We start from the raw sequence: 26236 nt of genomic DNA, 5'->3' as shown, positions 1-26236 counted from the left end.
TACTACACTTCGCCTCCAGCTTCCCGCTCTAAAATTAACGTCACCGGGCCGTCATTTTCGATTTCTACTTGCATCATTGCCCCAAATTTTCCTGTCTCCACCCGCAAACCACTGGCGCGCAATTTCTCCACAAAAATATCGTACAATTGCTCGGCTCGTTCCGGCGCAGCAGAACCGCTAAAGGAGGGGCGACGACCTTTACGACAATCGCCGTATAAGGTAAATTGACTTACTACTAGCAGTTCGCCCCCAATCTCTTGCACTGACTTTTCCCAGCGTCCCTCACTCCCATCCGCCGGAAAAAGACGCAATTCTAAGCATTTGCGCGCCATCCAAGCTAGTTCGACTTCGGTATCCGTCGGCGCAATACCAACCAATAAGTTGAGGCCGCGATCGATTTGACCGATAATCGTACTGTCTACGATGACTCTAGAAGATAGAACTCGTTGCAAAATAACGCGCATAAATTTTTAGGGAGAGAATTTTGAAACGCGATCGACGAGATGCGAGCAGCGAATTACAAACTTTTTTTAAGAACTCTAGAATGCGGAAATATTGTAGGCTGTATCAGTAGTAATTTTGTGTGAAGGATTGGGAACTCTATTGAGTGACATTAATTTGGGTACATCTTAATTCAATATGACGATGCCTTTTGAAGTCAACCCTGGAAAGCTCGGAAGAATTGAAGTTTCTGAATCTGAGGATGGAAGAAATTTTTTAGTTCGCATCCATCCCGAAAATCGCGATCGCGCAAAAAAAATTTTAGGAAGGCAATGGGACGGAAACCGCAAAGCCTGGGTTTATCCAAAAACGCCTGAAGTTTACGAAGCGCTTGCTCGGGAATTTTGTCCAGATGCTGATGTTTTTGATATCCGCAAACCTATAACCCAGCGATATCCTGGAAGCACACCGCCCGAACACCACGTTAACATCGATCCGCTTGAAGAACTCGGTTCAATGGAAGATGCGTCCTCTTCTGAAAGCATTGTAAGTCTTGAACTCGAACAAGTTCAAGTCATGCTAAGTTCCTTATTAAATCTTACTGAAAATCAAAACGACCAGCTTACTCAATTATACAATCTACAAAATGAAACCGCAGGGAAACTTTCCAAGCTAGAATCGATCGATCGAGAAAATTTATCTCCCGAACCGATTGAAGTTCTACCCGCACAACTCAACTTTACAGATCCCAAGCAACTTGAACTCATAGAAAAAGCTCTAGTCTCCCTCGTTATTCAGTCGTCCGCGAATCAAAAATCGCTTCAAGAATGGTTTGCGAAACATAAGCCTCTTCGCGAACCGTCTGCTTTTGTCACTCAAACTCATGAATTTCTTAAAGGGCAACTAGGGAAAATTGTTGGCGATGAAAATAAACAAACTAATTTTAGCAAATTGATAGACAAAGCAAATCGGGGAAAATTTATTTATTCCGATCCATCCCGACCGCAAGAAGAACCGATTTTAATTTTAAAATGTTTAAATTTTCACCGTAACTATTTTGGACATCCTGATGGAATCCGAACGGAAGCATGGAAACGTTCGATTCTTTATTTGCTCCATCTTCCCTTTGTTTGGTCAACAATCGTCATTGATGAGTAACCTGATGATAAAATATAATCCGATTTGGGAATGTTATCAATTACCGGGAATTTTTGGCGCGGATGAATGGCGAAGCGCAATCGAAGAATGCCTCGAACGCAGAGATTGTCCTTACCATTATGACATTCGTCATACTACTATCCGAATTTGGCATCCTGATGACCCCGAAATTAAAGTTCCATCATCTAATTTGACCTGTCGCAATGCCTATCGAGTTACTCGAGTCAATTTTGGAGGATTAAAACAGGAAACGTTAATCGGAATCACTTTAGCGAGACTGGTATTTGAACCGGGATCGACGCTACCATTGCCCTTTTCTGCATCCGAATTATTTGCGCGAGGTCAGTACCCTCCAGCCTTGCGACACGAACAGTCACTTCCAGGGATTGAAGCGCTCATTCATTTCTTGAATCAAGCTTTAGTGACAAAACAGCTTCGACATTATAGCAATTATGAAGTTTTTCGAGCAGCTGAGCGAATCATTTACCGTTTTGGTAATGGTTCCCAAAGTTTAGTCGAGCTTCTCCAGAAGGGTAATTTTTCTAAAAATTTACTTTCTTCAGTTAAAACTATGCAAGCAGTACGTCCCGCTGCAATTCAACTTGGCATATCATTGGAAAATGTGCGATTTCCTGAAAAAGCAAAATCTTGCGCTAGAGAAATTGTGGGCGTTCTTAAAGACTGGGGTTGTGAAGTCTCTTTAGTTGAGCTTAAGAAAGATGAAGAAATGAAAAACTTTCTCGCAAGTGAATCGTTGGAAAGGCCAATTATTCTTTTTCCCCTACAAGGTAAACGAGGCGATAGACCTCCGGATGCAGAAATGAAGCGATTGAAGTATTTAGATTTCGAGAATGCAGCCTTTCAACTCTGTTCGACTGCATCTAATCCTGTCTATTCTAGACATGGATTAGCAATTGCGATCCTGGCAAAAGCAGGAGGCAGTCTTTTCGTTGCGGAGCCGCTAGAGTTCCCCAATTTTTATAACAGTTGGTTTGTTGGTATAGATATTGGGACAGGGGGGTTTAAGAAAGGAAAAGTTGTCGCTATTGTTTTAACAAGTCCCACAGGAAATTTATGCGCTCATTGGCGTTCTCTTAAAAATGAAGATGAAACCCTCTCTCCAGAATTAATAGCAGACGGTTTATCCTGGATTGTCGATCGCGCTGAGTCTCTTTCCCCGGATCGCGATCTATATTTAATCCGAGATGGACTTAGACCTCATCGCGAATCCTTAGAATTTTATCGCACGGCATTACCTAATCGCGAATTTACTCTCATTGAATACGCTAAATCGGGTTCTCCCCTGATTCACGACCGTGCTAGAGAACCAGAACCCGGTACGGCGATTTTACCCGAAGCGTCCGCTCTTGCCACCCTATATCCTTGTCTGGCACCTCAGCCAGGAATACTTACAGAAACCACAAAATTTCGGGTGCCGATTAACCCTAAATCTCATAGTTTAGCTGAAATTTCTCTGCTTTTAACTGCCCTTTGCCATTCCGCTACATTATCTTACCAAGCGAGTAAAAATCCGAGTCCCATTCAATGGGCAAATGGCATTGCGAGTATTTCTTACACAAACTTACAATTTTCGGGTTGGTCTCACCTCCCCAATTGTCTCAAACGCAACAAATAACATCATTCATTATGCAGGCAAATTCTTGACTGCTTGAAAATTCGCTAGCATGGAGCAAATCGCCTTTTAACCTTCTGTCGTTCCCTAAAAAACCGCAACCCGCGCTATGACGCATCTCGAAGACCTCGATCGCGCTATCTTTAGCTTTAGCGAGATTCAAGCCGAAATTCACTACAAACAAGCCCAAGACTCCCTCCGCAGCTTAATCGGCAATCTCGATCTCAACGCCCGGGAACGATCCGGCTTAGAACCCGATCTCGATCGCCTCGCAAACTTCCTCGATAAACTGGATCGCGCGATCGTCCAAATTGCTGCCTTTGGGATGGTCGGACGCGGCAAATCTTCGATATTAAATGCCCTCTTGGGGCAGGAAGTCTTCACCGTCGGGCCGCTGCACGGCGTAACTCGCACGGCAGACTGTGCCGATTGGCATCTCGATCGCGAATCCATTCCGGGTGGCGAGGGCGATATCCTCCGCGTCGCACTTCCGGGTGCGGGAAACTCGCAAATTCAATTGATCGACACGCCCGGAATTGATGAAGTAGACGGCGAAACCCGCGAAGCCCTCGCCCGAGAAGTCGCCCAACGCGCCGACTTACTTTTATTCATCGTTGCCGGAGACTTGACAAAAGTTGAGTTTGATGCGTTGTCGCGCTTGCGAGAAGTCGGCAAGCCGATGATTTTAATTTTCAACAAAATCGACCAATATCCCGAAGCCGATCGCCTTTCGATCTACGAAAAAATACGAGACGAACGAGTACGCGAGTTACTCACCCCCGACGAAATCGTGATGGTAGCAGCGTCTCCCCTGGTTGCGATCGCGGTTCGCCAAAAAGACGGTAGCCTTAAGGTACAGCGACAGCCCGGAGCGCCGCAAATCCAGGACTTAAAGTTAAAAATTCTCGAAATTCTGCACCGGGAAGGGAAATCTTTAGTCGCGCTCAATAGCTTGCTATTTGCTGATGAAGTCAACGAACGAGTTCTCGCGCGCAAATTTAGCATTCGCGAGGCAGCCGCCGAACAATTGATTTGGCGCGGCGTAATTCTCAAGGCAACTGCGATCGCGCTCAACCCCGTCACCGCGATCGACCTCCTAACTGGGGCGATCGTCGATGCAGCCTTAATCCTATCGCTTTCCAAGCTCTACGGCTTGCCCATGACCGATCGCAGTAGCTGGAACTTGCTGCAAAAAATCGCGTTAGGGATGGGCGGTTTGGGCGCGAGCGAATTGCTTGCTAATTTGGGATTAAGCGGGCTGAAAAGTTTGCTGGGGCTTTCTGTCCCCGTAACCGGCGGCGGCGCGATCGCGCCCTACCTCGCCGTTGCTACCACCCAAGCCGGAGTTGCCGGAACCTCCAGTTACGCGATCGCCAAAGCCGCCCAATTCTACCTCGCCAACGGCGCATCCTGGGGACCTGACGGCCCCAAAGCCGCGATCGCGCGCATCCTCGACTCCTTAGACGAAGCCTCCATCCTCAGCCGTATCAAACAAGAACTCAGCGCCAAACTTGTAATTCGTAATTCGTAATTCGTAATTCGTAATTCATCCCCCCGTCCCCTCGTCACCCCGTCACCCCTCATTATTCACCACTCATCACTCACCATTCATAATTCATCACTCATCATTCATCATTCACCATTCCCCCGTCACCCCGTCACCCCTCATTATTCACCACTCATCATTCATCATTCACCATTCCCCCGTCACCCCATCTCCCCATCCCCCCTCATTACTCACCACTCATCACTCACCATTCATAATTCATCATTCATCATTCATCATTCACCATTCCCCCGTCACCCCTCACCATTCATCACTCACCCCTCACCATTCATAATTCACCACTCATCATTCATAATTCATCCCCCCCCTCACCCCCTCCCATAAAAAATTCCCCGTAGAATTTCCCAATTTCGCAGTCCACAGGTTAAAATTGCGACCAAGGCTTCTGTTAAAATTTTGAAGGTTTCTATCACTATCGGTACGATGAGAGCGACGCGCGAAAGGATTGCAGTTGACGCTATGGGCGGCGATCGCGCCCCTGGTGAAATCGTTACGGGAGCGATTAGAGCTTCTGAAGAGTTAGATATCGAGGTGTTACTCGTCGGCGATCCCCAGCAGATCGAACCCCTCCTCAAAACCCAATCTGGCTCCAACAAGGTCAAAATCGTAGCGGCAGAAGATGTCATTACGATGCACGAAGAACCCCTCATTGCCCTGCGGCGCAAGCCTAAATCTTCGATTAACGTGGCGATGGAACTGGTGAAAAAGGGTCAAGCGGATGCGGTGGTGTCTGCCGGACATTCGGGGGCGGCAATGGCAGCAGCAACCCTCCGCCTGGGGCGCATTAAAGGCATCGATCGCCCCGCAATTGGCGCTGTTTTTCCCACCTTAATTGCTGGGAAATCCGTCATCGTTCTCGATGTGGGCGCGAATGTAGACTGCCGTCCCAAATATTTGGAACAGTTCGCGCTAATGGGAACCATTTACAGTCAGTACGTGATGGGGGTTGAAAAGCCCCAAGTCGGACTGCTCAATATTGGCGAAGAATCGACTAAAGGCAACGATGCAGCCCTGCGCGCTCACGAACTGCTCGAACAAAACCCCGAAATTCCGTTTCGTGGCAATGCCGAAGGGCGAGACGTGCTTTCGGGGAACTTCGATGTGATTGTTTGCGATGGCTTCGTGGGTAACGTTTTGCTGAAATTTGCTGAGGCAGTGGGCGATATTCTGTTGCAAATTTTGCGCGAAGAATTACCTCGCGGCGTGCGCGGAAAAGTCGGCAGCGCGATCTTAAAACCCAACCTGCGCCGCATCAAGCAGCGGATCGATCACGCCGAACACGGCGGCGGTTTATTGTTGGGCGTGGATGGGATTTGTATTATCAGTCACGGCAGTTCGCAAGCGCCCTCGATTTTCAATGCGATTCGCTTGGCAAAAGACGCGATCGACAATCAGGTATTGGAACGCATTAAGGCTTATACCGAGGGTAGAAAACAAGATGCGATCGCAGATCTCGCGAATGCAGAGGTTAATTCCAGCGACGTTAACCCCTCAGCGTAGTAAGGATAGAGCCAACAGTAGGGGCGCATACAGAGCGGTTGTCCCTACTCAGTTCGTAACGGGCGAGGTTGATTTAGCTTAAAGCTCGTAAGGTTCAGAACCAGCGCTTCGAGAGCCTCTGGCGTTAAAAATCCTTCTGCTGCGCGCGTTTCGCCAATTTTGTAAGCCGCAAAGAGGATGGCTTTTTGGATCGCTTCGTAGGGATCGCCAGAACGCTGATAAGCATGGAGGAAACAGGCAAAGAGCGCATCGCCCGCGCCGATAGTATTGACAACGGGGCGAATCTGTGCTGCGGGAAAGCGTTCGAGAAAATTATCTCGTTTCACCCAAAGCAACGCGCCTTTTTCGCCCAAACCGACGACAATAATTTCAGTGCCGTAGCGATCGCAACATTGCTTAACCCAAGTTTCCGGCGCGCAGGGCAGTCGCTCGTCGCTTAAAAAGAGAATCTCTGCACTGGCGAGAAAATCGCGGTTGTAGTCATCATCGAGGGAAGCGATCGACTCGCAGCGTCACTTCCAAATTCATTGAACCGGAGACTAGAAAACTACTCAACTTTACAAATCAATCCTTAACGATTCCAACTGACACCGCGATAGATTTGGGAAAGATCGACTTCTAGCTGAATGCTCGCTAAAAAAACGCGATCGCCGCTTCTATAAATTGTGGTTTTCCAAGTTCCATCTGACTGTCGCTGACGCAATTCGACACGGATTTCATCGGTCGAAATTAAAAGATATTCTTCTAAAGAGACCAACTGTTGGTAATCCTCAAATTTTTGGGCGCGATCGAATTTTTCAGTGGAAGGCGAGAGAACTTCAGCAATGAGTTTGGGATGGCGTTTGATGTAGCGATCGTCGCGATCCTGTACGGCACAGGTTATAAAAACATCAGGATAGTAAAAAAAGCGATCGGCATGACTGACTTTTACATCGCTGGCAAATAATTGACAGTTGCGATCGCGCGCAGTCGGGCGCAAGCATTCAATAAGATTGAGAGTAATTTCATTGTGGTCGTCGCTGCCCCCTGCCATTGCATAAACTAAACCATAACGATACTCGTGCCGCATGGTCTGCTGGCGTTCGAGCGCGAGGTAATCTTGGGGGTTGAATCCAGCCGGAATTGCTATCATTGTCTGTTTCACCTCTGCTTGAATTTGACTCGCATTGGGCGCGATCGCGAGCATCTTAAAGTTCCGCCCGCAAGGTAAACTCGTAATCGCCCCCCGCCTCGAGTTGATAGTCCCACCGTTCCAAAAAACGGCTCAACGGTTCCGAAATCAACGCACGTCCCAAAGATGGCTGCACTCGGAGTTCTCCCTTGCGAAAACTCCATTGAAACTGCCACTCGTAAGAGGCTGCTCTCACTTCGCCTTCAATCTTGCCCTGCTGCCAAGACTGACGCACGATTCTTACATAGGCTGTTGTTTCCGGTAGACGCTTCGCACTCACAACTCTGCTCGTTCCTTACTGCTTTAACCAATCAACATAGCAAATCTGTGAAGGCGCGACAGAGGAAACAGTTTATCAAGGTTTGGTGAAAATGACTTCTCGCAGGGGAGGGGGAAGGGTAACGCCCGGTAGGGGCGCGGTGGAAGAAGCGGGAGGGGGAAGGGGGAGACGCGGTGGGGAGGAGGGAGTAGAAACGGGAGGACGGGGTAGGGGCGCGCTGGGCGGCTGTTGTGCGATCGCGGTCGGATCGCCGGTAAAGTAGATATGGCTGAGAACTTTGCCCTGATAGGTGCGTTTGGTGAAGCGCCAACCGGGGTTGAGGTTGATTTTTAAGTAACCGTCGGCAATCCCGTTGGTGCGTCCGATTTCGATGGGCGGAAGGTTGGGTTCGGTGAGGGAAGTCCCCATCAGTACCAAGTCGTTGTCGCGCGGAACGATGCTGAGGAGGTAGCGCCCGCCATAGTCTTCGTTCCCGATGCGAATCGAGTAGTAGTTACCGTCAATTCCGCGCTCGCAGGTTCCGGTAAAGTCGAAATCCAACAGCAAAGGATCGACGCGCGTAGGGCTGCCTGCGGATTCGCGCCAGCAAGGACGAGCGTTAGAAATTTGTTCGACGAGAAGCAAGGTGTAACGCCGTTGCTCTACGCCAAACGGAGACGCGATCGCGATAAACTTTTCTTGGCGGACTTCAGTGTTATCGAATAAGGACGCTGGCGCTGAGTACGGAAATGCAAGGTTCAGCAGCGACGCAAGCGCTAAAACTCTAGGCAAAAATTGCTTCATAGGTACTTGTCTCGAGCTAAACGTTAGTTTGGCTGCAATTTTAAGAGCCAATCTGCTTTTTGAAGCCAGAAATCATCTTTTTTAATTTCTTTTTCAGGCTTTCTGGCGCAGGCGGCGGGTCGGCAGGGGGGTTCGGATCCCCCAGATAGCGGTAGTGCTTCCAAATGTCCCAATACGGGCAGCCCGGTTCGATGCGAATTCCCGCCCAATGAAGATATTGTAAGGCGCGATCGCCATTTCTGGGATCGATTAAAATATCGCCGCGCCGTTGGAAGTGACGACTTCCCGCCCAGCTTCCCGGTATTTGCTCGTCGCGACGCACGAGGTTAAAACGGCGGGGAACTCGCTTGAGAATGGTGTAATTAATAATTGGTTGGTCGGAGGTTTTTTGGGAGAAATCGAAGTATTCCGGGTGGGCGATACATTCGGCGAAGGAATCGTACAAATCTTGTTCTGTAAGCAAGCCTTTTTTAGAGGCCCACCAACCGCCGTTAAAGATATCTTTGAGTTCGGCTTCGCTGAATACGCCCTCTTCAATGACTTTTGGGGTAAAAACGTTGGTGATACCGCCGGAATGTTGGTAGTCGCAGCAGAGAAAGTCGTAATCTTTTAAGGAGTCGAGGTTGTCGGCAATTTTTTCAAAAACGACGATATCGGTATCGATGTACAGGAATTCATCAAATTCTCCGAACCAACAGGCTTGCTTGCGAAACTGATTGGGACGCGCGAAGAAGCCTTCGCCAAAAATATCGTATAATTTTTGGGAAAGGCGCTCGATAAAGTCTAAATCTGTGTAGGTTTTAACGCCGTAAGCCTCTTTTAAATGTTTCGCGATCGCGCTGTAGTTGTCGTCGTAGGGAATGAGGGTAACGGGTACGTCGGGATCGTAAAGGCGGATGCTATTGAGGAGCGCGATCGCTTGTTCGGTTACTTTATCGTTCGCCGTGATGTAAATTCCACGCATGAGAGTTATTTTCCTTACTTGAAAAGTCCCAATTTCTTTTTAACTTTATCGGCGAAACTTGGCGGCGCGTCGTAAGGCTTCGCTTTTCCTTGAAATTGCGGTCGTTTTTCCGGTTCTTTGAGGTAGCGGTAGTGCAGGAAAATATCGCGGTAAGGAAAGTCAATATTTTCGCCTTCACATAATCGCGAAAAAAGCTTAGAGGAGAGACCGATATAGTGGAGATAGGTTAATCGCGCTCCCTTATCGTATAAAAGATTGTCTCGCATTTCAAAATGAGGAGATGTGACCGAACAGCCAGTCCTTTCTGCTTCCGGTAAATGCAAGGAAAAGTTGTAAATCGGAATTTCCGAACGCATCCTCATATAGTTTAACACCGATTGATTCGGTGCATTCATGTACAAGACTTCTGCTTCTCCTTCTTGGAGTTTAGACACGAGCCAATCTCTTTTTTCTAGAGGAAACACCCCTTTTTTAGAAGCAAAAAATCCCGAACAAAATATTTCCGATCGCACTTTATTTTCCGGAAAAACGTCAAACAGCTTGGGTGAATTTACATTGAAAATATGACTCGGATCTTTGTATTGAAAATCGTAAATAACAAAATCACTTTTGTCTAACTGCTCAAAGATAAATTCGAGGGAATTGAGAACCACTACATCCGCATCAAAATAAATGAATCGATCGAAGGGAGCGCGTTCGTCGAAGGCAAAATATCGATGGTTGCAAGAGAGACGATAGACTCCATCAATTCCTTTTTCTTTCCAAGTTTGTAGCGCTGAAGGGTGAGTTTCCCAAACTTTTCGTGAAAAATCATGCCAGGGATGAAAGAGTTCCCAGTCATCAATAAGTTCAACACTTTTGCGATCTTTAATTAACTCCCGAACTTTCTCTAAGTTGCGATCGTAAGCAATCACTCGAACTGGGAAATCTTTCCCAACATTAACTTCTATACTATTAAGTAATGCAACCAGTTGATCGTAAACAATATCATTTGCTAAAGTGTAAATTCCATTCATAATATTAGGGGAGTTTTGCAATAGATTTGACGAGTAGGTTGAAGCGAAAATCGGGTCTTATGAGGCAAAGTATTTCCTCCTCAGTACAAAATAACTCATCCCTGCTTTCATCGAGAGTTTTCTTTATCTTTAACTTTACGATCGCTCCCAACTCAGGGGAGATCGAGTCCTCTGTCGAGAATTAGCAGGATAGAGAAATGTCGAGATCGATTCGAGACTTCTGAGAAGAGTCACCCGTCGAGCGTAAACGCGATCGTTAGCGAGGGTACAAATTCCATTCATCGAATTTTTGACAGTTGCATAACCAACTCAGTGACGCTCCTTTAAGTGTAGATCGCCAAATTCGGGGCGTAAACGGTTTGGGCTAGATTTTCCATATATTTTTGTAATCCAAAACTTGGCACTCCCCTAATCTCGTGTCACTCTAGAGGAAGTTAGAGTTTCTTAGAACCAAATTTCAAGAAAGTTAACGAAAAAGAGGTGAATTCAATGGCATCACCAAGCTGCACGCTCTGGATTACAGTAGCGCGAACCGATATTCCCTTTATGATGCAGACCATTCCCCACTTGGTCAAAATGAGTCATTTTCCCTTCAACGAGCGCGTCTTAGCCGTTGATCGTGCCGAACTGACGGGGGATAAAGTCGGCCGTCCGGGAATTGGGACGATGGAGGAATTGCGCGATCGCGTGGCACAATTAATTGCCGATGGCGTAGTCGATCGCGCCGTCGATATGCGCTACGATGACCAATACCGCGATCGCGTCTATCGCAAACACTTCCGCACTCCCATCCGCAAAACCCACAACTACAAAGGGTATCCCATCCTCGGCACGATTTTCACCATCGAAGAATCGAAAGGCGACTATATGCTGCATTACGACAGCGATATGTTGCTCTATCAAGAATCCGGTTACAGTTGGATTGAAGAAGCCATCGAGTTAATCAAAAAACGTCCCGAACTCATGTCACTGCGCCCCTTAACAGGACCGCCTACTGACGATGGAACTCTCTACCAAAGGGGGACTTACGAACGCGATTCTGACGGCTTTTATAGGTTTAAGTCTTTTAGCAGTCGCGTTTACTTAATTCAACGCAAAGGCTTCAATGAATTTCTCCCTTTACCCGTTATTTGGCGCTCCTATCGCATCAAACCCCTCGATCGTCTGCCGGTTGCTCTCAAAACTTTTTTAAACAATTGGACTGGAAGAAATGAGTTAGATTCCTGGGAAGTTATGGTTTCTCAGAGACTCAAACAAACTCATTATTATCGGGGCGTACTCGCTACCCCTAAAGCCTGGACGCTTCACCCTAAAGACCGCAGCCCGGAGTTTATTCAAGCCTTACCCGATATCATTCAACGCATCGAACGAGGCGAATATCCTCCCGAACAAGCCGGTCATTACGATCTGATTTCAGATTTATGGTTTTGAGCGACTTCAGATTAAAAGCAGGAGAGCTATGTTTAAAAAATCTGCCATATTTCTCTTCATTATTGTTTTAGTATTGGGGATATTTTTCCGTTTTGCAGATTTTGATAAAAAAGTGTATAGTGCTGATGAAGTCCGAAGCATTCTCCGACTATCGGGAATGAGAAGTAGCGCATTTATCGAAACGAAGTTTACGGGAGATATCCTCAGCGTTGAAGATTTACAACACTATCAAAAGCCGGGAACAGATCGAACGTTAGGAGATGCGCTCGATGCGATCGCGGGCAATCCGGAACATCCGCCCTTGTATCCCCTCTTAACGCGCTTTTGGATGCAGATTTTTAATACTCCAAGCGCAGCCCGCGTCTTCTCAATCGTGCTATCTTTGCTCGCCCTTCCTTGCATTTATTGGTGGTGCTTAGAACTGTTTGAATCGCCCGCTGTAGGCTGGGTTGCCGTCGCACTGGTTGCTATTTCTCCTGTTCAGATGATGGCGGCTCAAAATACAACTCAATATAGCTTATGGACGGTTGCGATCGCGCTTTCAAGTGCCTTATTGTTACGAGCGCTCCGTCAACCTACCCTTAAACTTTGGATTCTCTACGCTGTAACCATTGCGATGGGCTTCTATACCCATTTATTTTTCGCCTTTGTTGCTCTCGCGCAGGGAATTTACGTTTTGCTCGTCCAACGCTTCCGTTACACTCCGATTTTAAAAGCTTACTTACTTTCTGCGGGATCGGGCTTTGTTCTCTTCTTTCCCTGGCTTTTCCACATCTTCAATAACTTAGATACGGTTAGGAACAACACCAAATATTACCGTCAGTTTGATAACAATATTGGCAAAATTGTCACCAAGCTGATCGACAATACCGGCAATACATTTATCAATTTCTACACGCCTACTCGTCTCGATAAGTATCTCGATTATGCGATTGTTATTTTGGTTATTTTTGCCTTTTATCTTCTCTGTCGCTATACCCCTCTAAAAATTTGGTCTTTCCTGATTTTGTTAGCAGTTATTCCTGCCCTCGCTCAGATCGTTCCCGATTTAATCTCAACTTCGATTCGTTCGCTACAAGCGCGTTATTATCTCCCTTACTTTCTGGCTGCCGAACTTGCGATCGCTGGAGGAGTTATTCATCTCATGAGCGGACACAAACAATTGCAGCGCAACCTCGGAAAAATTTTGTTAATTTTCCTGCTGGTTGGAGGCATTTTGTCTGGGATTGAGTTGTTAGGAGCGCAAGACTGGGGATTGGACGACCAACGGGGAACTGCGAGTTCGGAAAACCTGAAAATTGCTCCTGAAATCAATCGAGCAGAACGTCCTTTAGTTATCAGCGAAGCAACCCACAGTTTCCTACTCGCTCTCAGTTATTTAGTCAACCCTAAAGTTCGCTTTCAACTCCTCAAAAATGAGGACGAAGCGCAGTGGCAGCAAAAAGTAAACTTGGAGCAGGAAAGCCGCGAGTTTAGCGATTTATTTTTGTATTATCCCGATAAGCAGTTCCTTGAATTTATCGCTCGCGATCGCAATTTTAAAGCCGAGCCTGTTGTTAATAAAAGGCTCTATAAACTCGTCAAAACATCGCCTTAAAACGTTACAATGAAGGGTTGAACCCAATTTTAGATTGCGCCCTGATTGTCGATCGCGGTAAACTCATCTTCAAGTAATAAACCGAGCCAGGGATCGGAATTCGGCGTAAGGAAGAGGCGATCGTAAACTTGCGCGTTTAAAGTGTCGAGATTGTTGGCAAAATTGGGACGATCCAGCAACCATTGATAAATTTGCGGTTGCAGGAGATATTGATTGCGGATGGTATCGATCGCCATAACCATCTCAAAGCGTTCGACAACGGGCGCTAGGGCATCCTCCTGACCGATTTGCATCTCCCAGGTGCGGGGATTTTTCGCCCGCATCAAAGCGCGACTGTTCTCATCCAAACGACTGTCGGCGGCGCGGAGTTGCGCGAGTTTCTCCCATCCGGCGATTTCAGTGGCAGCGTTCAACCGTTCTCGATTGCTGCTAGCAATGGCGTTGAGTAGCGGTGCTTCAACCATCATTTTACTGACGGCTAAGCGTCCGGCTTCGGCGGCGGTGGGAATTTCGGCGGGAAGGGGTGCGAGTTCGCTGGGGGGCTGGATTCCGAGTTGAGAAAGGTCGGCTTGCCAGTCATTTTGGAGGGTGGCGACGCGATCGCGGTAATATTGGCGCAGGGTATCGGCGCGATCGCTTTCGGGCAGTTGTTGCAAGCGCCGATCGAGGGTTTCGGCGCGTTCTAAGTGTTGCAGAAAGGCTTGCGGGCCGTACATTCCCGGTAACGCATCCAGTACGCGCCCGTCGGAGTCGAGAATGTAGTGAATGCTATTGCCGGTTAAAGTCCGTTTCAATTGTCGCCCGTCGCCAAAGTCGATAGTCACTTGCGGGACGGGGCGCACCGATTGCCAGTGTAGAATATAGCGATCGCGCAACACTTTAGAAATCTCTGCATTCGGATACAAAGCAACGCGGAAAAAGCGGCTATTCGCACAACTCAAATCTTCATCCAACCGTCCCAACAATCGCAAGGATAAAATCGGTTTTCCGGTTGCCTTCGCTTCCGCTTTTGCGGCTTCTAAATCCGTGTACCAATACAGTTGCGAGGCGTAACAATCCCGCTGCTGGCAAATTTTATCGAGGGCAAGGCGAACTTGCGGATCGTCGAGGCGATCGCGATACTGTTGGATAAATTCGGCAACTCCTGCTGCACCTCGGGAACGCAGGGCGCTACTTGCAGCTAGGGATTCGGTGGGATTGGCAAAAACCGCAGGACTCCAACTGATGCTGAAGGTTGCGATCGCGGCGGTGGAGAATAATAGATTTTTGACCATAATTTCTGAATATTGTTTCATTCTTACTTAGACGAAATTTCTTCAAAAATCGAGCGCGTTACCAAAATTGATACGCAAGCGCACCCCTCAAAAGTTTTGGCTAGTTTGAGTTCATCGATACGAACGCCTTGAGAGTGATTTAGCCCATGCAGAAAGTTTTAAACAGCTTAGCAATTTTTTCAGTTCTAGCCTCTTCTATTTTGTTCCCGACTATTGCGCGGGCAATCCCTCAAAACCTAACGTGCAATGCAGCGATCGCCTCTCATAATGGTTCCAGCTTAACCTACAAAATTACAGGTCGCTCTCGGGGCAACTTTACGATAACGGTTCAGCGCCGCGATCGCAACGCTCGCATCTCAACATTACTCGATCGCGCTCCCCTCAGTGCTTTCGAGGAAATCGCCCCCGATGCCGATTATTCTAAACTGCCCTTTAGCGGGCAATTCCGAGGTAAAGCGAACGATGGTAGAGGAATTTATAGTATGGCGCGATCGCAACACGGACTCTATGCAAGTTTGCGTCCCCTCAGCGGTAGTCCGCAACAAGTCCAGATCGTTCATTACTTGGGGGCGGGGCAGTTTCTCCGTTCGAGCGCGGGGAGTTGTACGCTTGGTTAGTCGCCATTTATTGAGGAAACCCAGTTATTTTTCCAACTCGAGCGAGAATCGTGCAAAATCTGAATATACAGAAATATCCGAAGCGTAAATTTTATGCCCATAGATCGCAGTTCCAATCCTTGGCAAGGCGAAGCGATTGTCGATGAAGAAATCCAACCCTATAAAAGCGGGCGCGTTAAGTTTCGCGGCACTTACTGGGAGGCACGCTGCGATCGCAAAATGACTTTTGTCCCTGGCGAAGTCGTGCGAGTTCTCCGTAGAGAGAACCTGACTTTAGTCGTCGAACGCCTGGAATAATTCGTAATTCGTAATTCGTAATTCGTAATTCGTAATTCGTAATTCGTAATTCGTAATTCGTAATTCGTAATTCGTAATTCGTAATTCGGAGTTTAGACTCTCAAACCAAATCCGGTTTAAACCTAGGGTAGGGGCGAATGGCCTTCGCCCTTAAAGTCGAGTAACACTCTCAAACCAAAGTCGGTTTAAACCCAAAAAAGTAGGGGCGAATGGCCTTCGCCCTTAAAGCCTCATTCAACGTAATTTTTGAGCGTAAAATGAGGCAGATTCATCGCCGCGCCCGCACTCTCGGGCGAATTGAATCAAATGATGCCCCACCATTCCCACATGAATAATTCCCTCAATCTTACCTGCTTTCAGTTTCGGGCCTGCTAACTCCCAAAACGTCTTGCGGTAGCGACTAAAAACGCCCACGCGCAATAAAATATTCCCTAACATCGTCAATCCCTTGCGAATATTCTTCTTTGAAACTCGCGCCGGACTGTTCGGAACTTTGATGCGATTGGGATAAGTATGCTCCATATTATACGCATAGCGTCGATAGAGAAAATCCGGATCGTAAGCGGTGGTGATGCAACGCCGCCACATCTCAACCACTTGTTCGTAAGGTAAGAGAAATTCGACGTTCGATTCGCGCGTTTCATCAAAAGACAATCGCCCTTCCGCTTCCAATCTTCGCCAAAGTGGAGTCCGAGGCAAAGCATGAAGAAGGTTAATTGTCAACATCGGAATATTGGAAAGGCGAATAAATTCCAGGATGCGATCGCCTGTATCGGGCGTATCGGTATCGAGACCGATAATAATCCCCGAAACCACCTCCATTCCGTAGCGATTGAAGGTTTTCACGGCCTCCAAAATCGGCATACTCAGGTTGTGCTGCTTAGAAATCGACTTTAACGCGTCGGTTTCCGGCGTTTCGATGCCGCAAAATACCGTACAAAAGTAAGCCTCGCGCATCATCTCCAAGATTTGGGGACTTTGAGCGAGATTGAGCGTCGCTTCGCAAGCAAATTGCACCGGATAACCGCGCCGTTTCTGCCAATCGATGAGATGGGGTAACAATTCCGTCACCGCGCGCCGATTGCCAATAAAGTTATCATCGACGAAATACACCGCGCCGGGATTGCCACTTTCTAGCATCGCATCCAGTTCGGCGACAACCTGCTGGGGCGTTTTCAGGCGGGGATTGCGCCCGTAGAGTTCGGGAATGTCGCAGAACTCGCAGCGATAGGGACAACCGCTAGAAAATTGGATATTCGCGAGGAAATATTGGTCGAGATTGATGAGGTGGTAAGCGGGGGTGGGAAATTCGCTTAACGGGAGGCGTTCTTGGGTTTCAAAGCGAATTTGTTGTTCGGGTCTGCGATCGCCGTGCAAATCGACGTACTCAATAATTTTATCGGTTGCGTCGCCCAATTCGCCCAAATGCAGCAGGTCGAAGTCGGGGTAATATTCCGGACAGCCGGAAACGGAAGGACCGCCCACAAACGTTATTTTTCCGGCTTTGTGGGCGAGTTCGTTGATGCGGTTAATTTGAGGGCGCTGGATGTGCATTCCGCTAACGATGACAACATCCGCCCAACGATAATCCGAAGCTTTCGCCGGTTTAATATTTTCGTCAATGAAGCGAACCTCCCATTCCGAGGGGAGGTAAGCAGCGACAATCAGAAGTCCTTGGGGGGGCATAAAGGCGCGCACCCGTCCGCCCGTGAGAGGATAGGCGTGGTGCAGCGTTCCGAAGGATTGCGCGTACTTCGGAAACACGCAGAGAATGCGGCGGTGATTTTGCGGGCGGTAGTGCTTTCGCCCCGCTGTCATTTCGGGAATGGTTATCTCGAATTCTTTTAGAGTCGCAGTCATCGCCAGTTTGGGGAATAGCTTGAGAGTTATTCTAACTGGATTTTGCTTTTTTGTTCGCTGCTACCTGACCCAGTTAAGCTAAATAGGGGCAGCCGCAGTGCTATGCCTCGGGTAACTTTTAAAAAACCGCGCGATCGCATCGAACTGATATGATACCAACCTTACCAACCTCTGCAACAGGGCAATATCGCTGCTTAACCGCGCTGAATCTTTACAAGTCGCCTCAAGCCGAAAGTTTAGTCACGCAAGCCGCCGCAGGGCGCTTTTTACGCATCCTTACGCCCGCACCCGTCGAAGCGGCAATAGAAGTGCAGTTATGCGAGGATGGCTATAGCGGTTGGTTGCTGATGACCGATTTACCGCACCTCGAAGCACCAGCAACGCCTTACAAATCGATCTTCGTTACCCGCGAGGAAATCGAACAACGACTTCCCGAAATTATTGATTTCATGTTAGCAGCAATGGACTGTACGAATGAATATCTTTGGGGCGGAACGGTTGCGCCGAACTACGATTGTTCGGGACTAATGCAGGCGGCGTTTTCTGCTTCCGGAATTTGGTTGCCTCGGGATTCTTATCAACAAGCGGATTTTACCCAACCAATTGAGGTAGAAGACTTGCAACGGGGCGATTTACTGTTTTTCAAGAAAACCCATCGAGTGACTCACGTTGCGCTGTATTTAGGAGAGGGAAAATATATCCATAGTTCGGGGAAAGAGATTGGACGTAATGGGATTGGGATTGACGAACTTTCGGCAGAGGGCGACGCGGTGAGTCGCGCTTATTACGAGCAATTTTGCGGGGCGGGGCGAGTGATGGAAAGTTATAACGTTTTTCTTTTGTGTGAGGTACAGATCCAAAAATGAAATCGGTAGGGGCGCGGATTTCGAGGTCGCCTCGAAATTAAACGCCGCCCCGTAGGGGCGAATGGTATTCGCCCGCTGGGTGTACCTCATTCATGTGAAAACCGCTATATAGGGTTGAGTATTGATTGCTTCAGAGGTATAAAACTCGATCGTCGAGATTTTTCAATTATTCGTCCAAGCCACTGCGATTACTTTGAGTTGTTGCCTTAAACGACAATTTATCCTGAAATATGTGACGGATAGTCCGTAGACTCATTGTCATCTAGCATTGACGATGGTTGAATGGAACCCTCAAAAGCAAAAATCCTGAAAGCTTTCGGCTCTTTAATCAGACAACATCGGACGGCAGCCGGGATCTCGCAGGAAGAACTGGGATTGCGTTGTAACCTCGATCGCACCTATATATCGGGATTAGAGCGCGGCGTGAGAAATCCTTCTCTAACGGCGATTGTCGCCCTAGCTAGAGGCTTAAATCTTACCGTCTCAAACCTTCTTAATAACCTGGAGCGAGAGAGCGAGAAAAGAGAATGAATTTTGAATCGGCGGAAAATCTCAGGCAAAAGTTTAAGAAAAGTTCCTCCCAGTATAAAGTCTTCGATTTATTATCGGATTTCTTGCTGGTATTTGGAGCTTCTCGATCGCTCGGAAATAAAGAGAGTTGCAATTCCATAGTTAAGAACAAACGATCTCTAGTCTTCATGGTGACAGATCGTCTACAGTCTGTCAAGACAATGCGATCGCTCACAACAATCCTCGATAGTGAATAAACAACAAAATTACCGCCCAAGAACCCAATGCAACTTTCACGGCAACTAAAAAGTTGAGGAAGGGCAAAATACCGCCGCTAACTAATGTCCCTAAGTCGCCGTGGGGGAGTTCCCAACCGCAGAGAGTAACGGCAGAAAGCACGATAAATAGCAATACTGAAACTTTCTCCCAGCGGGCAGCTTGCCAACGTTGATAAATTTGCTGCATGGCTTGGGGGGAGTAGGTAATCGCGACTAAACCAATGGCAGTTCCGCCTGCAACGCCCGCCGCAAAACCGCCTCCAGGACTGAGATGGCCGCGAATTGCTAGTTCGATTCCGACCAACGCCGAGATTGTTGCTCCTAAGCGTGCTAATAAAATTGAAGGGCTGTCAGGGAGTTGATACACCATCGGAAAGGGCTTTTCTGTGGCGAGGAGGTAGTTGCAGCCTAAAATTGCGATCGTAAAGACGACGACTTCAAAAATGGTGTCGTAGAGGCGGTTGCGGAAAATTACCCCGGAGACGGCGTTAGGAACGCCACTTTCTCGCACGATGGTTTCGACAATGGGCAGCGGAAAGTCTGCGCTAGGGTTCGCCACGAGGAGCATTTTAACGAACAGTAGGATGCTTGCAATAATATAAACCCATTTCATAGATGCTTTTTCTCCAATTGGGGGACGATCGCGTCGGTTACTTCAACATGATTTAAAATCGTCTCGGGCGATCGCAGTTCGGCTTCGAGAATGTCGTAAATGCGGCGAATGCGAACGGTGAGGCGGGCGGCTTTTTCCGGCATTCCTTCTGACGAGCAAATTGCGTGAATTTCCTTTTCTGCGAGGGCGCTTTCTAATGCTTGTTTTTCGGCGTAGGGAACGATTTCTAGCCGCAGGTAGTGCCGTTCGATAACGGCGCGCAAGTCGGCTAAAACGCGCTGCAATTCGCTTTCTTTTCCTTCTAAAATGCCCAGGCGCAAGACTAAGGAGGATCGCACCGCGACGGCGTAAAGGGTAATCGCCAGCAGCGTTCCGACTAAGGCTTCGGTGAGGGCGACATCGGGCGCGCCGGAGACGGTGTAGACGAGGGCTGCGATCGCGCCTAGCATTCCCCGCAGCACGAGGGTATGATAGGGGTTAACCTGAAAGACGACTAAGGCAGCCGCGATCGGGAGCAAAAGGACGATAAAGTTAATTTCAAGGTTAGGAGAGGTCATTTTCGCCTTCTTTGGTCGAGCAATAAGCTAAAACGTAGCCCAGCATGGTATTCCAGAGGGCTAAGCTAACGAGGGCGAGGACGAGAAGCGGCCATTCGCTGGGAATTCTCAGCAGCAGTCCGATAACGATCGCGATCGAACCTAATGTATCGGATACGGACAAGCTGTGCAGTTTGAATAATACCGATCGCTTGCCCAACAGCGGTAAGGTTCCCCAATACCAAAAAAAGAGACCGATTCCCAAGCAAAGATAACTGAGTAAATTGATCATTCTTCTTGCAAGCGTTTGAGAATGTGAGCGAGTAACATTAATCCGGCATTACCAACGCTGAGGATGATAACTGCAACAACCCCCAGCATCCAATCGTCGCGCAGCACGGAAACGAGCAAAGCAATAATTGCGGTTTTGCTGGAAATGCTGGCAAAAGCAAGCATAGTTTGCCAGATATTTTCATCTTTCCACGCTTCGTATAGGGGAACGAGCAAGGTTGCGATCGCGCCCATTAAAATCATTTCATTGAGAGTCAATGCAGCCTCCTTCGCACGTAATGAACGTCGTACCATCCTTCTTGCCGATATCTCACGACAATGGTTTTTGGGGTAAAAGTAATCAGAAAAATATCGAGAAAAATTAATCCCAGCGATCGCTGCGGTTTAACCCGTTCGGCGACGATCTCTTCGTGGCGGTGCGGGCGCAGGATCATTTCAACTGCTTCGACATAAGCTTGAGGAACGGCAACAAAAATCTCGCGCAGCGCGCGCAGCCAATCTCCCAGCGATGCCGAGGTTATGCGCGGCCCGGGCAGCAGTAAGGCGATCGCAATCCCGATAATAATGTTCGGCAAACTGAAATCTGAGGTTAATAAGAACCAAATCGTCAATCTTAATAGGAGATTCATAAGTTTGAACGTATCAACACAATCCAAAAAATAAACATTGACATTAACGTCATTCCTCCGATTAAATGCTCGAATTCTTCAACAACGCGAGGAAGTTTGACGCTCGCTCGCTTGAAAATTGTTAAGTACAGTCCCCATCCTACAACAATCGTTGCGATCGGTTTAATAACGTTCCCCCAAGTATAGGCTTCGTAGTAAACACTATTGGCGGCGATTAATCCACCCAGTAAGATTAACATAGCTGCCCAAAAACCGCGTTGGATTTCTGACTTCTCTTCCGAGTTTTTGAAGGGCAAAAAGATGAACTTTGCAAAAGAAATTGCGGTTCCCAGGGCTGCAATATTCATCGCGACTTCTTGCCACGGCAAAAAGTTTTTGGAGGTTAAGATCTTGGCTCCAAAACCGGCTAACATCGGGAAACCGGAAATCGAAAAGCTGGCAATGACTAAAGCAATCCAAATCTGGCGATCGATGGGACGTTCTTGCAATTCTTTAAAGCTGCGACTCGGTAAGCGTCCGGCTAGCATAAATAGCGCCGCTTTCACCAGTCCGTGGGTGAGGGCGTAGAACCCGCCGACAACGGGTGCGGCAAGGATAAAACCCAGTTGGGATATGGTATGAAATGCGAGCATTCGCTTACTATCTTTTTCAAAGACAGCGAAGAATACGCCGAGTAAGGCCGTTACTACGCCAAAAAAGCGGACGATGGGTTCGACTTCCTCCACCATCAACGCGCAGCGAATTAGGGGATATACGCCTGCTTTGACGACAACGCCGGAAAGGATTGCCGAGACGGGGGTTTCGGATTCGGAGTGCGTCAGCGGAAGCCACAATCCAGAGAGGAAGATTCCACCTTTAACTAATAATCCCAGAAAAATCAGCGCGATCGCTTCGGGGGGCGCGTTCCCCAATCCGGCGAAACTGAAGGAATGACTCGCCCGATACACCAAGACTGCACCGATGAGGTAGAACAGCATGGCAGTATTGCTGACGAAGAGGTAGCGCAAGGCAACCCAAAGCGTGCGATCGCTGCGCGGATAGGCAATCAGCAGGAATGCGGCAATTCCGCTCACTTCCAGCGCCACGTACAAGCTGATTAAATCCGCACAGGCAAAGGCCGCATTAACGCTACCGTGTAAAATCAGCAGTTGGCCGTAGAAAAAGGCACTTTTCCCGCGCTGCCAACAGTAGAACAAGACGGCTAAGGTAACGAGGGCATTGGTGAGGATGAAATAACTGGTTAGCTGGTCTAAAATTAATGTCACCCCGAAGCTGTCTAATAGCTGGTAGTTGAGGGGTGAGGGCTGAAGAAATAAAAGAATCGCGTATTCAATGGAGGCGAAGGTTGCGATTACTCCGAGGACGCGATCGATTTTTGGAAATAGGAAGATGAGGAACCCAATGAAGAAGGGGAAGGCAATCCAAGCGATTGTCAGAGCATTCATAGCCTATTATTATTTTCGATTTCGCGACTCTCTAAGGTTGGATTGTCTCGGGCGAGTTTCATCACGCCGACAAGCATTAATGCTTGAATGGAAAAGCCGATGACGATGGCGGTTAAAATAACGGCTTGGGGAACTGGATCGGCATAGTCGGTATTTTTGATATCCCCTAAAATTGGGGTCAACAAACCATCGCTCGATGCCATTAGCACGTAATAAGCAACAACTCCGGTACTCATGACATCCATTGAAACAATTTTCATGACGAGATTTTTCTTTAAAATAATCCCTAGAAAACCGATTAATATTGTTGTTAACGCGCACGCTTCTAACATAGACTAGCTTTATTTATCGATCTCGGTAATTAACTTCCATTTCAAGCCAAGATTTTGAGTAATGCTGGCTCTTTATTTCGATTGCAAGCGCGAGGTAAAACATCCCATTTTCTGAGTTTAACAGACTGCTGTACCCCTCGCGATACAAGATCGCAAGAGCAATCATTGATTTTTGTGAATGTTAGCGATCGAGGCGCTAAAAGGTGATGAGATAGATAAATTATTAAGAAAACTCTAATTTGGGTTTTATTGGATAATCTCAAATGTGTGAGTCCGTTATTTGCCGATAAAGATAAAAGCGCTCTCATGTTACAGGCTCCTGAAGTATTTACAACAGAAAGGCTTATTTTACGCCGCCCTCGTCTCGCAGATGCGGAGGCAATCTTTGAATATGCTAGCGATCCCAAAGTCATTCACTACATGGATTATCGTCCTCGTACTGATGTCAGCGAGGTTTTAAAATTCCTGGAGAGCCGTCCGGCAGAATGGGAATCAGGTAGTTTCTCCTGGGTACTTACAGTCAAACCTGACGATCGACCCATTGGCACGATTAGTTGTTGGGTAGAAGATCGTGCGGCTGGTTTTGGTTATCTGCTCAATCAGAAATATTGGGGACAAGGTTATGCAACAGAAGCCGCTTGTGCTGTCGTGGAATGGGCAATTAACTTGCCAGAAATTCATCGAGTTTGGGCAACTTGCGATACGGAAAACCTTGCTTCAGTTAAAGTTCTGGAAAAGAGTGGTTTAGTGTGTGAAGGGAGGTTGCGTTGCTACCAAATCCGCCCTAACATTTCAACAATTCCTAGAGATGCCTTCATGTATGCCAAGGTGCGTGACGCGAGCTAACACTTCATGGCAGCGGACGGACAAAACTGTTAGTGTTGAGTTTGAGGTAATATATCTCAACACTTTTAAGATATTTTGCCGACGGTATGTAAGGCATAACACTGCAACATATACGGGAAGGGCGTTGTACTGACTTGTGATACATCGTGCAACCCCTGATTTTTGGTATCATTATCATTATCGACAGTTGCCCGACGAGATTCAAGAGCTAGCCGACCGATGCTATGAATTTCTGAAACAAGACTATCGGTATCCGTCACTACACTTTGAAAAGAAAGCAATCATTCATCCAGCAGAAGAAAGAGGAAAGACAATGTTAACGCTCGAACAACTCGAAACTGCAATCCTCCAGCTTTCACCTAATGATTTTAATCAGCTTCTAGTGTGGTTTTTCGATTTAGATTATCAGCATTGGGACGAACAGCTTGAGAATGATATTGCCGCTGGCAAACTAGATAACTTAGCTGAAGAAGCAATAGCTGATTTTGAAGCAGGACACTACCGAGCAATTTGAGGCATTTTACGACTCGTAGATTTTGGCAATGCTATCATATAGGAGGACTGTAACCATGACCAAATTGCTTGAACAAGCGATCGCCCGATTAAAAACCTTACCAACAGATAAACAGGATGCGATCGCAACCCTAATTTTAGAAGAACTCGAAGAAGAGCAGCAATGGGACGACTCCTTTGCGCGATCGCCAGACTTATTGGCTAAACTAGCAGCCGAAGCAATGGCAGAATATCGAGCGGGTGAGACTCAAGAATTAGACCCGGAAACGTTGTGAAATCTCGTATACTGCTCGGTTCCGAGAAATGTTTGCCGATCTCCCGGAACCGATTCAAGAGCAGACCCGTAAAGCTGGGGGGGCGACAAGAAGGCTAAAATGTAGAAAGAATCAGCTTCATAGCCCTCATGCCTCGCTGATAATACGGGAGCTTATTCGGACTTAATTGCATTAACTTCTCCACCATTTCCCAGCATTGATGCCAAAAAGGAATCCAGTCTCGACAGTAAAGACCCAAGTAAAAGCTACTGTGTCTACGGGTGTTGCGCCGTTTTTGTTCGGGTCTTCCCAAATATTTTTGGAGATTCTGACGTTTAAATTTCTGCCCTGTCATCGTTGCTTGAAAATAAGCCATAAACAGTAACAACATCAAAGAATTCAACCTCTCACCTCGAATTTGACTGTCTTCCAAGTTGTAACCACCCCTCTTGAAGTCGCGGAACATTTCTTCAATATCAAAGCGTTTTTTATAGGCGACGATCGCTTCATTTTTACTCTCCAGATTGGTGAGCAGATACCAACCTTCTGCCACCGAAGTCTGCTGATAAGTCCGCTTCCACTTCCCCGCTACATTAAAAGTTTTACTTTTCACTTGTTGAGTCACTTTGACCCTTTTAAAAAAGAAAGAAGTCCCCGGTTTAAGTCCTTGTTTATTGAGGCTCTCAAACTTGCCATTTTTTTGGAACGAAGTCGTTTCCTTCAAACGCAATACATAGCTGACACCCTGCTCCCCAAGCCAATCTCCCAACAGAACCGAACAGAATTCTCGGTCTCCGAGAACGACAACTCGATAGGACTTCAACAAGGCTAAAACCGGCGACAAAACTCGGATTTGCTCGCTCAGGTTACTCGAACCGAGTTTATTTAAGAATTCTCCATATAAAGGAATTGCTCTGTTGCGGTAAATCAAGCTTACCATCAGCAAGTTAAGGTTGTCCCAATTGGTACGGTCTAAAGCAATGTAAAGATGGTCTGAATCCGGGAATGTGGTCGCCAGCCAATCTTGAAGAATCGGAAACCATATCCTTTTCATATTCAGGGCTTTCAAGGATAATAATCTTTGCAACTTTTTGCGACGGCTCTCAAATAAGATTGGCAAGGGCAAGGCTGTCGCTATCAGTTCGGCTTTAACTTGTTTGAGACTTTGAAGAACTTCAATAATGACTGAGAGAAACAACAGTTGAGCTTGAGAGAGTTGATGTTCTAAGTGTTTTTGGTATAATGGATGAATCATTTTTAGGTAGGTCGGTCTCATTGACAATAGTAGACCGATCTTTTTTTACCATATTGGCTTCAATTTGTATCCCTGTCTAGATTTCGGCTTGCTTGTCGCCCCCCCAGCCCGTAAAGCCTATCGGCAATTCAAGCAAGATCCGAGCTATCCCAGCTTGCGATTCAAGAAAGTCCATCCCAATTTGCCCATCTATTCAGCACGCATCAATAGAGATTATCGTGCTGTCGGTCAGTTGGAAGATGATACGGTGATATAGTATAAAGATATTGCAGCAAGATT

General features: G+C 47.3%; 31 protein-coding genes and 1 pseudogene. 14 read left to right on the top strand and 18 right to left on the bottom strand.

Annotated elements, in window-relative coordinates:
- Positions 1 to 2: 2 nt before the first annotated feature.
- Complete coding sequence (dtd, locus tag H6G50_RS09695; protein WP_190715628.1) at positions 3 to 464, bottom strand: D-aminoacyl-tRNA deacylase; 462 nt, start codon at positions 462 to 464, stop codon at positions 3 to 5.
- Positions 465 to 645: 181 nt separating this feature from the next.
- Here dtd and H6G50_RS09690 point away from each other — a divergent pair, with 181 nt between their 5' ends.
- The 4 genes from H6G50_RS09690 (at position 646) to plsX (ending at position 6299) form a co-directional block, all read left to right on the top strand.
- Positions 646 to 1599, top strand: a complete 954-nt coding sequence (locus H6G50_RS09690; RefSeq protein ID WP_206756565.1) for a hypothetical protein — start codon at positions 646 to 648, stop codon at positions 1597 to 1599.
- Between the two features lie 4 nt (positions 1600 to 1603).
- Positions 1604 to 3235 carry a hypothetical protein gene (locus H6G50_RS09685; protein ID WP_190715624.1) on the top strand — a complete coding sequence of 544 codons (1632 nt, stop codon included), beginning with the start codon at positions 1604 to 1606 and terminating at the stop codon, positions 3233 to 3235.
- A gap of 106 nt (positions 3236 to 3341) precedes the next feature.
- Complete coding sequence (locus H6G50_RS09680) at positions 3342 to 4763, top strand: GTP-binding protein (RefSeq protein ID WP_190715622.1); 1422 nt, start codon at positions 3342 to 3344, stop codon at positions 4761 to 4763.
- A 459-nt stretch (positions 4764 to 5222) separates the two neighbouring features.
- Complete coding sequence (gene plsX / locus H6G50_RS09675; RefSeq protein WP_190715863.1) at positions 5223 to 6299, top strand: phosphate acyltransferase PlsX; 1077 nt, start codon at positions 5223 to 5225, stop codon at positions 6297 to 6299.
- 44 nt (positions 6300 to 6343) lie between these two features.
- Here the strand turns inward: plsX and H6G50_RS09670 are convergent, their stop codons facing one another.
- From H6G50_RS09670 to H6G50_RS09645, 6 genes are all read right to left on the bottom strand, one after another.
- Entirely contained in the window at positions 6344 to 6724 is a 381-nt protein-coding gene (locus H6G50_RS09670; RefSeq protein WP_199302790.1) for a carbohydrate kinase family protein, read from the bottom strand.
- A gap of 146 nt (positions 6725 to 6870) precedes the next feature.
- Complete coding sequence (locus H6G50_RS09665; protein WP_242032771.1) at positions 6871 to 7485, bottom strand: Uma2 family endonuclease; 615 nt, start codon at positions 7483 to 7485, stop codon at positions 6871 to 6873.
- Between the two features lies 1 nt (position 7486).
- A complete protein-coding gene (locus H6G50_RS09660; protein ID WP_190715620.1) occupies positions 7487 to 7750 on the bottom strand; it encodes a DUF3146 family protein in 264 nt (87 codons plus the stop codon).
- 75 nt (positions 7751 to 7825) lie between these two features.
- Positions 7826 to 8533, bottom strand: a complete 708-nt coding sequence (locus H6G50_RS09655; protein WP_190715618.1) for a DUF3747 domain-containing protein — start codon at positions 8531 to 8533, stop codon at positions 7826 to 7828.
- Positions 8534 to 8573: 40 nt separating this feature from the next.
- Positions 8574 to 9497 (bottom strand): Npun_R2821/Npun_R2822 family protein, encoded by a 924-nt coding sequence (locus tag H6G50_RS09650; RefSeq protein ID WP_190715616.1) that lies wholly within the window; start codon positions 9495 to 9497, stop codon positions 8574 to 8576.
- A 14-nt stretch (positions 9498 to 9511) separates the two neighbouring features.
- Positions 9512 to 10513 (bottom strand): Npun_R2821/Npun_R2822 family protein, encoded by a 1002-nt coding sequence (locus tag H6G50_RS09645; protein WP_199302785.1) that lies wholly within the window; start codon positions 10511 to 10513, stop codon positions 9512 to 9514.
- A gap of 489 nt (positions 10514 to 11002) precedes the next feature.
- On the opposite strand from H6G50_RS09645, the gene H6G50_RS09640 reads away from it, so the two are divergent.
- Together H6G50_RS09640 and H6G50_RS09635 are read left to right on the top strand one after the other, a co-directional pair.
- On the top strand, positions 11003 to 11944 hold the full coding sequence (locus H6G50_RS09640; RefSeq protein WP_190715614.1) for a hypothetical protein: 942 nt from the start codon (positions 11003 to 11005) through the stop codon (positions 11942 to 11944).
- Between the two features lie 28 nt (positions 11945 to 11972).
- Positions 11973 to 13541: a glycosyltransferase family 39 protein gene (locus H6G50_RS09635; protein WP_190715613.1), complete on the top strand. Its 1569-nt coding sequence runs from the start codon at positions 11973 to 11975 to the stop codon at positions 13539 to 13541.
- 29 nt (positions 13542 to 13570) lie between these two features.
- Here the strand turns inward: H6G50_RS09635 and H6G50_RS09630 are convergent, their stop codons facing one another.
- A complete protein-coding gene (locus H6G50_RS09630; protein ID WP_190715611.1) occupies positions 13571 to 14836 on the bottom strand; it encodes a hypothetical protein in 1266 nt (421 codons plus the stop codon).
- Positions 14837 to 14961: 125 nt separating this feature from the next.
- Between H6G50_RS09630 and H6G50_RS09625 the strand changes: the two genes are divergently transcribed.
- Positions 14962 to 15432 (top strand): hypothetical protein, encoded by a 471-nt coding sequence (locus H6G50_RS09625; RefSeq protein ID WP_190715609.1) that lies wholly within the window; start codon positions 14962 to 14964, stop codon positions 15430 to 15432.
- A gap of 93 nt (positions 15433 to 15525) precedes the next feature.
- A complete protein-coding gene (locus H6G50_RS09620) occupies positions 15526 to 15729 on the top strand; it encodes an NfeD family protein (RefSeq protein WP_190715607.1) in 204 nt (67 codons plus the stop codon).
- Between the two features lie 234 nt (positions 15730 to 15963).
- Here H6G50_RS09620 and H6G50_RS09615 read toward each other — a convergent pair whose 3' ends face one another.
- Positions 15964 to 17589 (bottom strand): B12-binding domain-containing radical SAM protein, encoded by a 1626-nt coding sequence (locus tag H6G50_RS09615; protein ID WP_190715606.1) that lies wholly within the window; start codon positions 17587 to 17589, stop codon positions 15964 to 15966.
- A gap of 149 nt (positions 17590 to 17738) precedes the next feature.
- Between H6G50_RS09615 and H6G50_RS09610 the strand changes: the two genes are divergently transcribed.
- Together H6G50_RS09610 and H6G50_RS09605 are read left to right on the top strand one after the other, a co-directional pair.
- Positions 17739 to 18455: a C40 family peptidase gene (locus tag H6G50_RS09610; protein ID WP_190715604.1), complete on the top strand. Its 717-nt coding sequence runs from the start codon at positions 17739 to 17741 to the stop codon at positions 18453 to 18455.
- Between the two features lie 282 nt (positions 18456 to 18737).
- Positions 18738 to 18986: a helix-turn-helix transcriptional regulator gene (locus tag H6G50_RS09605; RefSeq protein WP_190715602.1), complete on the top strand. Its 249-nt coding sequence runs from the start codon at positions 18738 to 18740 to the stop codon at positions 18984 to 18986.
- A gap of 210 nt (positions 18987 to 19196) precedes the next feature.
- Here H6G50_RS09605 and H6G50_RS09600 read toward each other — a convergent pair whose 3' ends face one another.
- Genes H6G50_RS09600 through H6G50_RS09570 form a run of 7 tightly spaced genes read right to left on the bottom strand, consistent with a single transcriptional unit; the run spans position 19197 to position 23089 of the window.
- The gene (locus H6G50_RS09600; protein WP_190715600.1) at positions 19197 to 19856 is read right to left on the bottom strand and encodes a Na(+)/H(+) antiporter subunit B; all 660 of its coding nucleotides are present in this window, start codon (positions 19854 to 19856) and stop codon (positions 19197 to 19199) included.
- Positions 19853 to 20413: a DUF4040 domain-containing protein gene (locus H6G50_RS09595; RefSeq protein WP_190715598.1), complete on the bottom strand. Its 561-nt coding sequence runs from the start codon at positions 20411 to 20413 to the stop codon at positions 19853 to 19855. The genes H6G50_RS09600 and H6G50_RS09595 overlap by 4 nt, the downstream gene beginning before the upstream one ends.
- Entirely contained in the window at positions 20400 to 20684 is a 285-nt protein-coding gene (locus tag H6G50_RS09590; RefSeq protein WP_190715596.1) for a monovalent cation/H(+) antiporter subunit G, read from the bottom strand. The genes H6G50_RS09595 and H6G50_RS09590 overlap by 14 nt, the downstream gene beginning before the upstream one ends.
- The gene (locus H6G50_RS09585) at positions 20681 to 20926 is read right to left on the bottom strand and encodes a hypothetical protein (protein ID WP_190715855.1); all 246 of its coding nucleotides are present in this window, start codon (positions 20924 to 20926) and stop codon (positions 20681 to 20683) included. The genes H6G50_RS09590 and H6G50_RS09585 overlap by 4 nt, the downstream gene beginning before the upstream one ends.
- Positions 20927 to 20937: 11 nt before the next feature.
- A complete protein-coding gene (locus H6G50_RS09580; protein WP_190715594.1) occupies positions 20938 to 21312 on the bottom strand; it encodes a Na+/H+ antiporter subunit E in 375 nt (124 codons plus the stop codon).
- Positions 21309 to 22757, bottom strand: coding sequence for a cation:proton antiporter (locus H6G50_RS09575; RefSeq protein ID WP_190715593.1), 1449 nt, complete (start codon positions 22755 to 22757; stop codon positions 21309 to 21311). The genes H6G50_RS09580 and H6G50_RS09575 overlap by 4 nt, the downstream gene beginning before the upstream one ends.
- A complete protein-coding gene (locus H6G50_RS09570) occupies positions 22754 to 23089 on the bottom strand; it encodes a cation:proton antiporter subunit C (protein ID WP_190715592.1) in 336 nt (111 codons plus the stop codon). Before H6G50_RS09570 ends, H6G50_RS09575 begins: the two co-directional genes overlap by 4 nt.
- Before the next feature lie 267 nt (positions 23090 to 23356).
- Here H6G50_RS09570 and H6G50_RS09565 point away from each other — a divergent pair, with 267 nt between their 5' ends.
- A complete protein-coding gene (locus H6G50_RS09565; protein WP_190715591.1) occupies positions 23357 to 23935 on the top strand; it encodes a GNAT family N-acetyltransferase in 579 nt (192 codons plus the stop codon).
- A gap of 65 nt (positions 23936 to 24000) precedes the next feature.
- Here H6G50_RS09565 and H6G50_RS09560 read toward each other — a convergent pair whose 3' ends face one another.
- Positions 24001 to 24216 (bottom strand): hypothetical protein, encoded by a 216-nt coding sequence (locus H6G50_RS09560; RefSeq protein ID WP_190715590.1) that lies wholly within the window; start codon positions 24214 to 24216, stop codon positions 24001 to 24003.
- Positions 24217 to 24248: 32 nt separating this feature from the next.
- Between H6G50_RS09560 and H6G50_RS09555 the strand changes: the two genes are divergently transcribed.
- Together H6G50_RS09555 and H6G50_RS09550 are read left to right on the top strand one after the other, a co-directional pair.
- Positions 24249 to 24449, top strand: a complete 201-nt coding sequence (locus H6G50_RS09555; RefSeq protein ID WP_190715589.1) for a hypothetical protein — start codon at positions 24249 to 24251, stop codon at positions 24447 to 24449.
- Positions 24450 to 24504: 55 nt separating this feature from the next.
- Complete coding sequence (locus H6G50_RS09550; RefSeq protein WP_190715588.1) at positions 24505 to 24723, top strand: hypothetical protein; 219 nt, start codon at positions 24505 to 24507, stop codon at positions 24721 to 24723.
- A gap of 74 nt (positions 24724 to 24797) precedes the next feature.
- Here the strand turns inward: H6G50_RS09550 and H6G50_RS09545 are convergent.
- A pseudogene (locus H6G50_RS09545) lies at positions 24798 to 25957 on the bottom strand (IS4 family transposase); the annotation flags it as partial.
- Positions 25958 to 26045: 88 nt separating this feature from the next.
- Here H6G50_RS09545 and H6G50_RS09540 point away from each other — a divergent pair.
- The gene (locus tag H6G50_RS09540) at positions 26046 to 26213 is read left to right on the top strand and encodes a hypothetical protein (RefSeq protein ID WP_190715586.1); all 168 of its coding nucleotides are present in this window, start codon (positions 26046 to 26048) and stop codon (positions 26211 to 26213) included.
- Positions 26214 to 26236: the final 23 nt, after the last annotated feature.

Origin of the sequence: Oscillatoria sp. FACHB-1406 (assembly GCF_014698145.1) — a bacterium.
GTDB lineage: Bacteria > Cyanobacteriota > Cyanobacteriia > Cyanobacteriales > Spirulinaceae > FACHB-1406.
The sequence above is the reverse complement of the archived record's forward strand: the minus strand, read 5'-3'. Positions and strand labels throughout refer to the sequence as shown.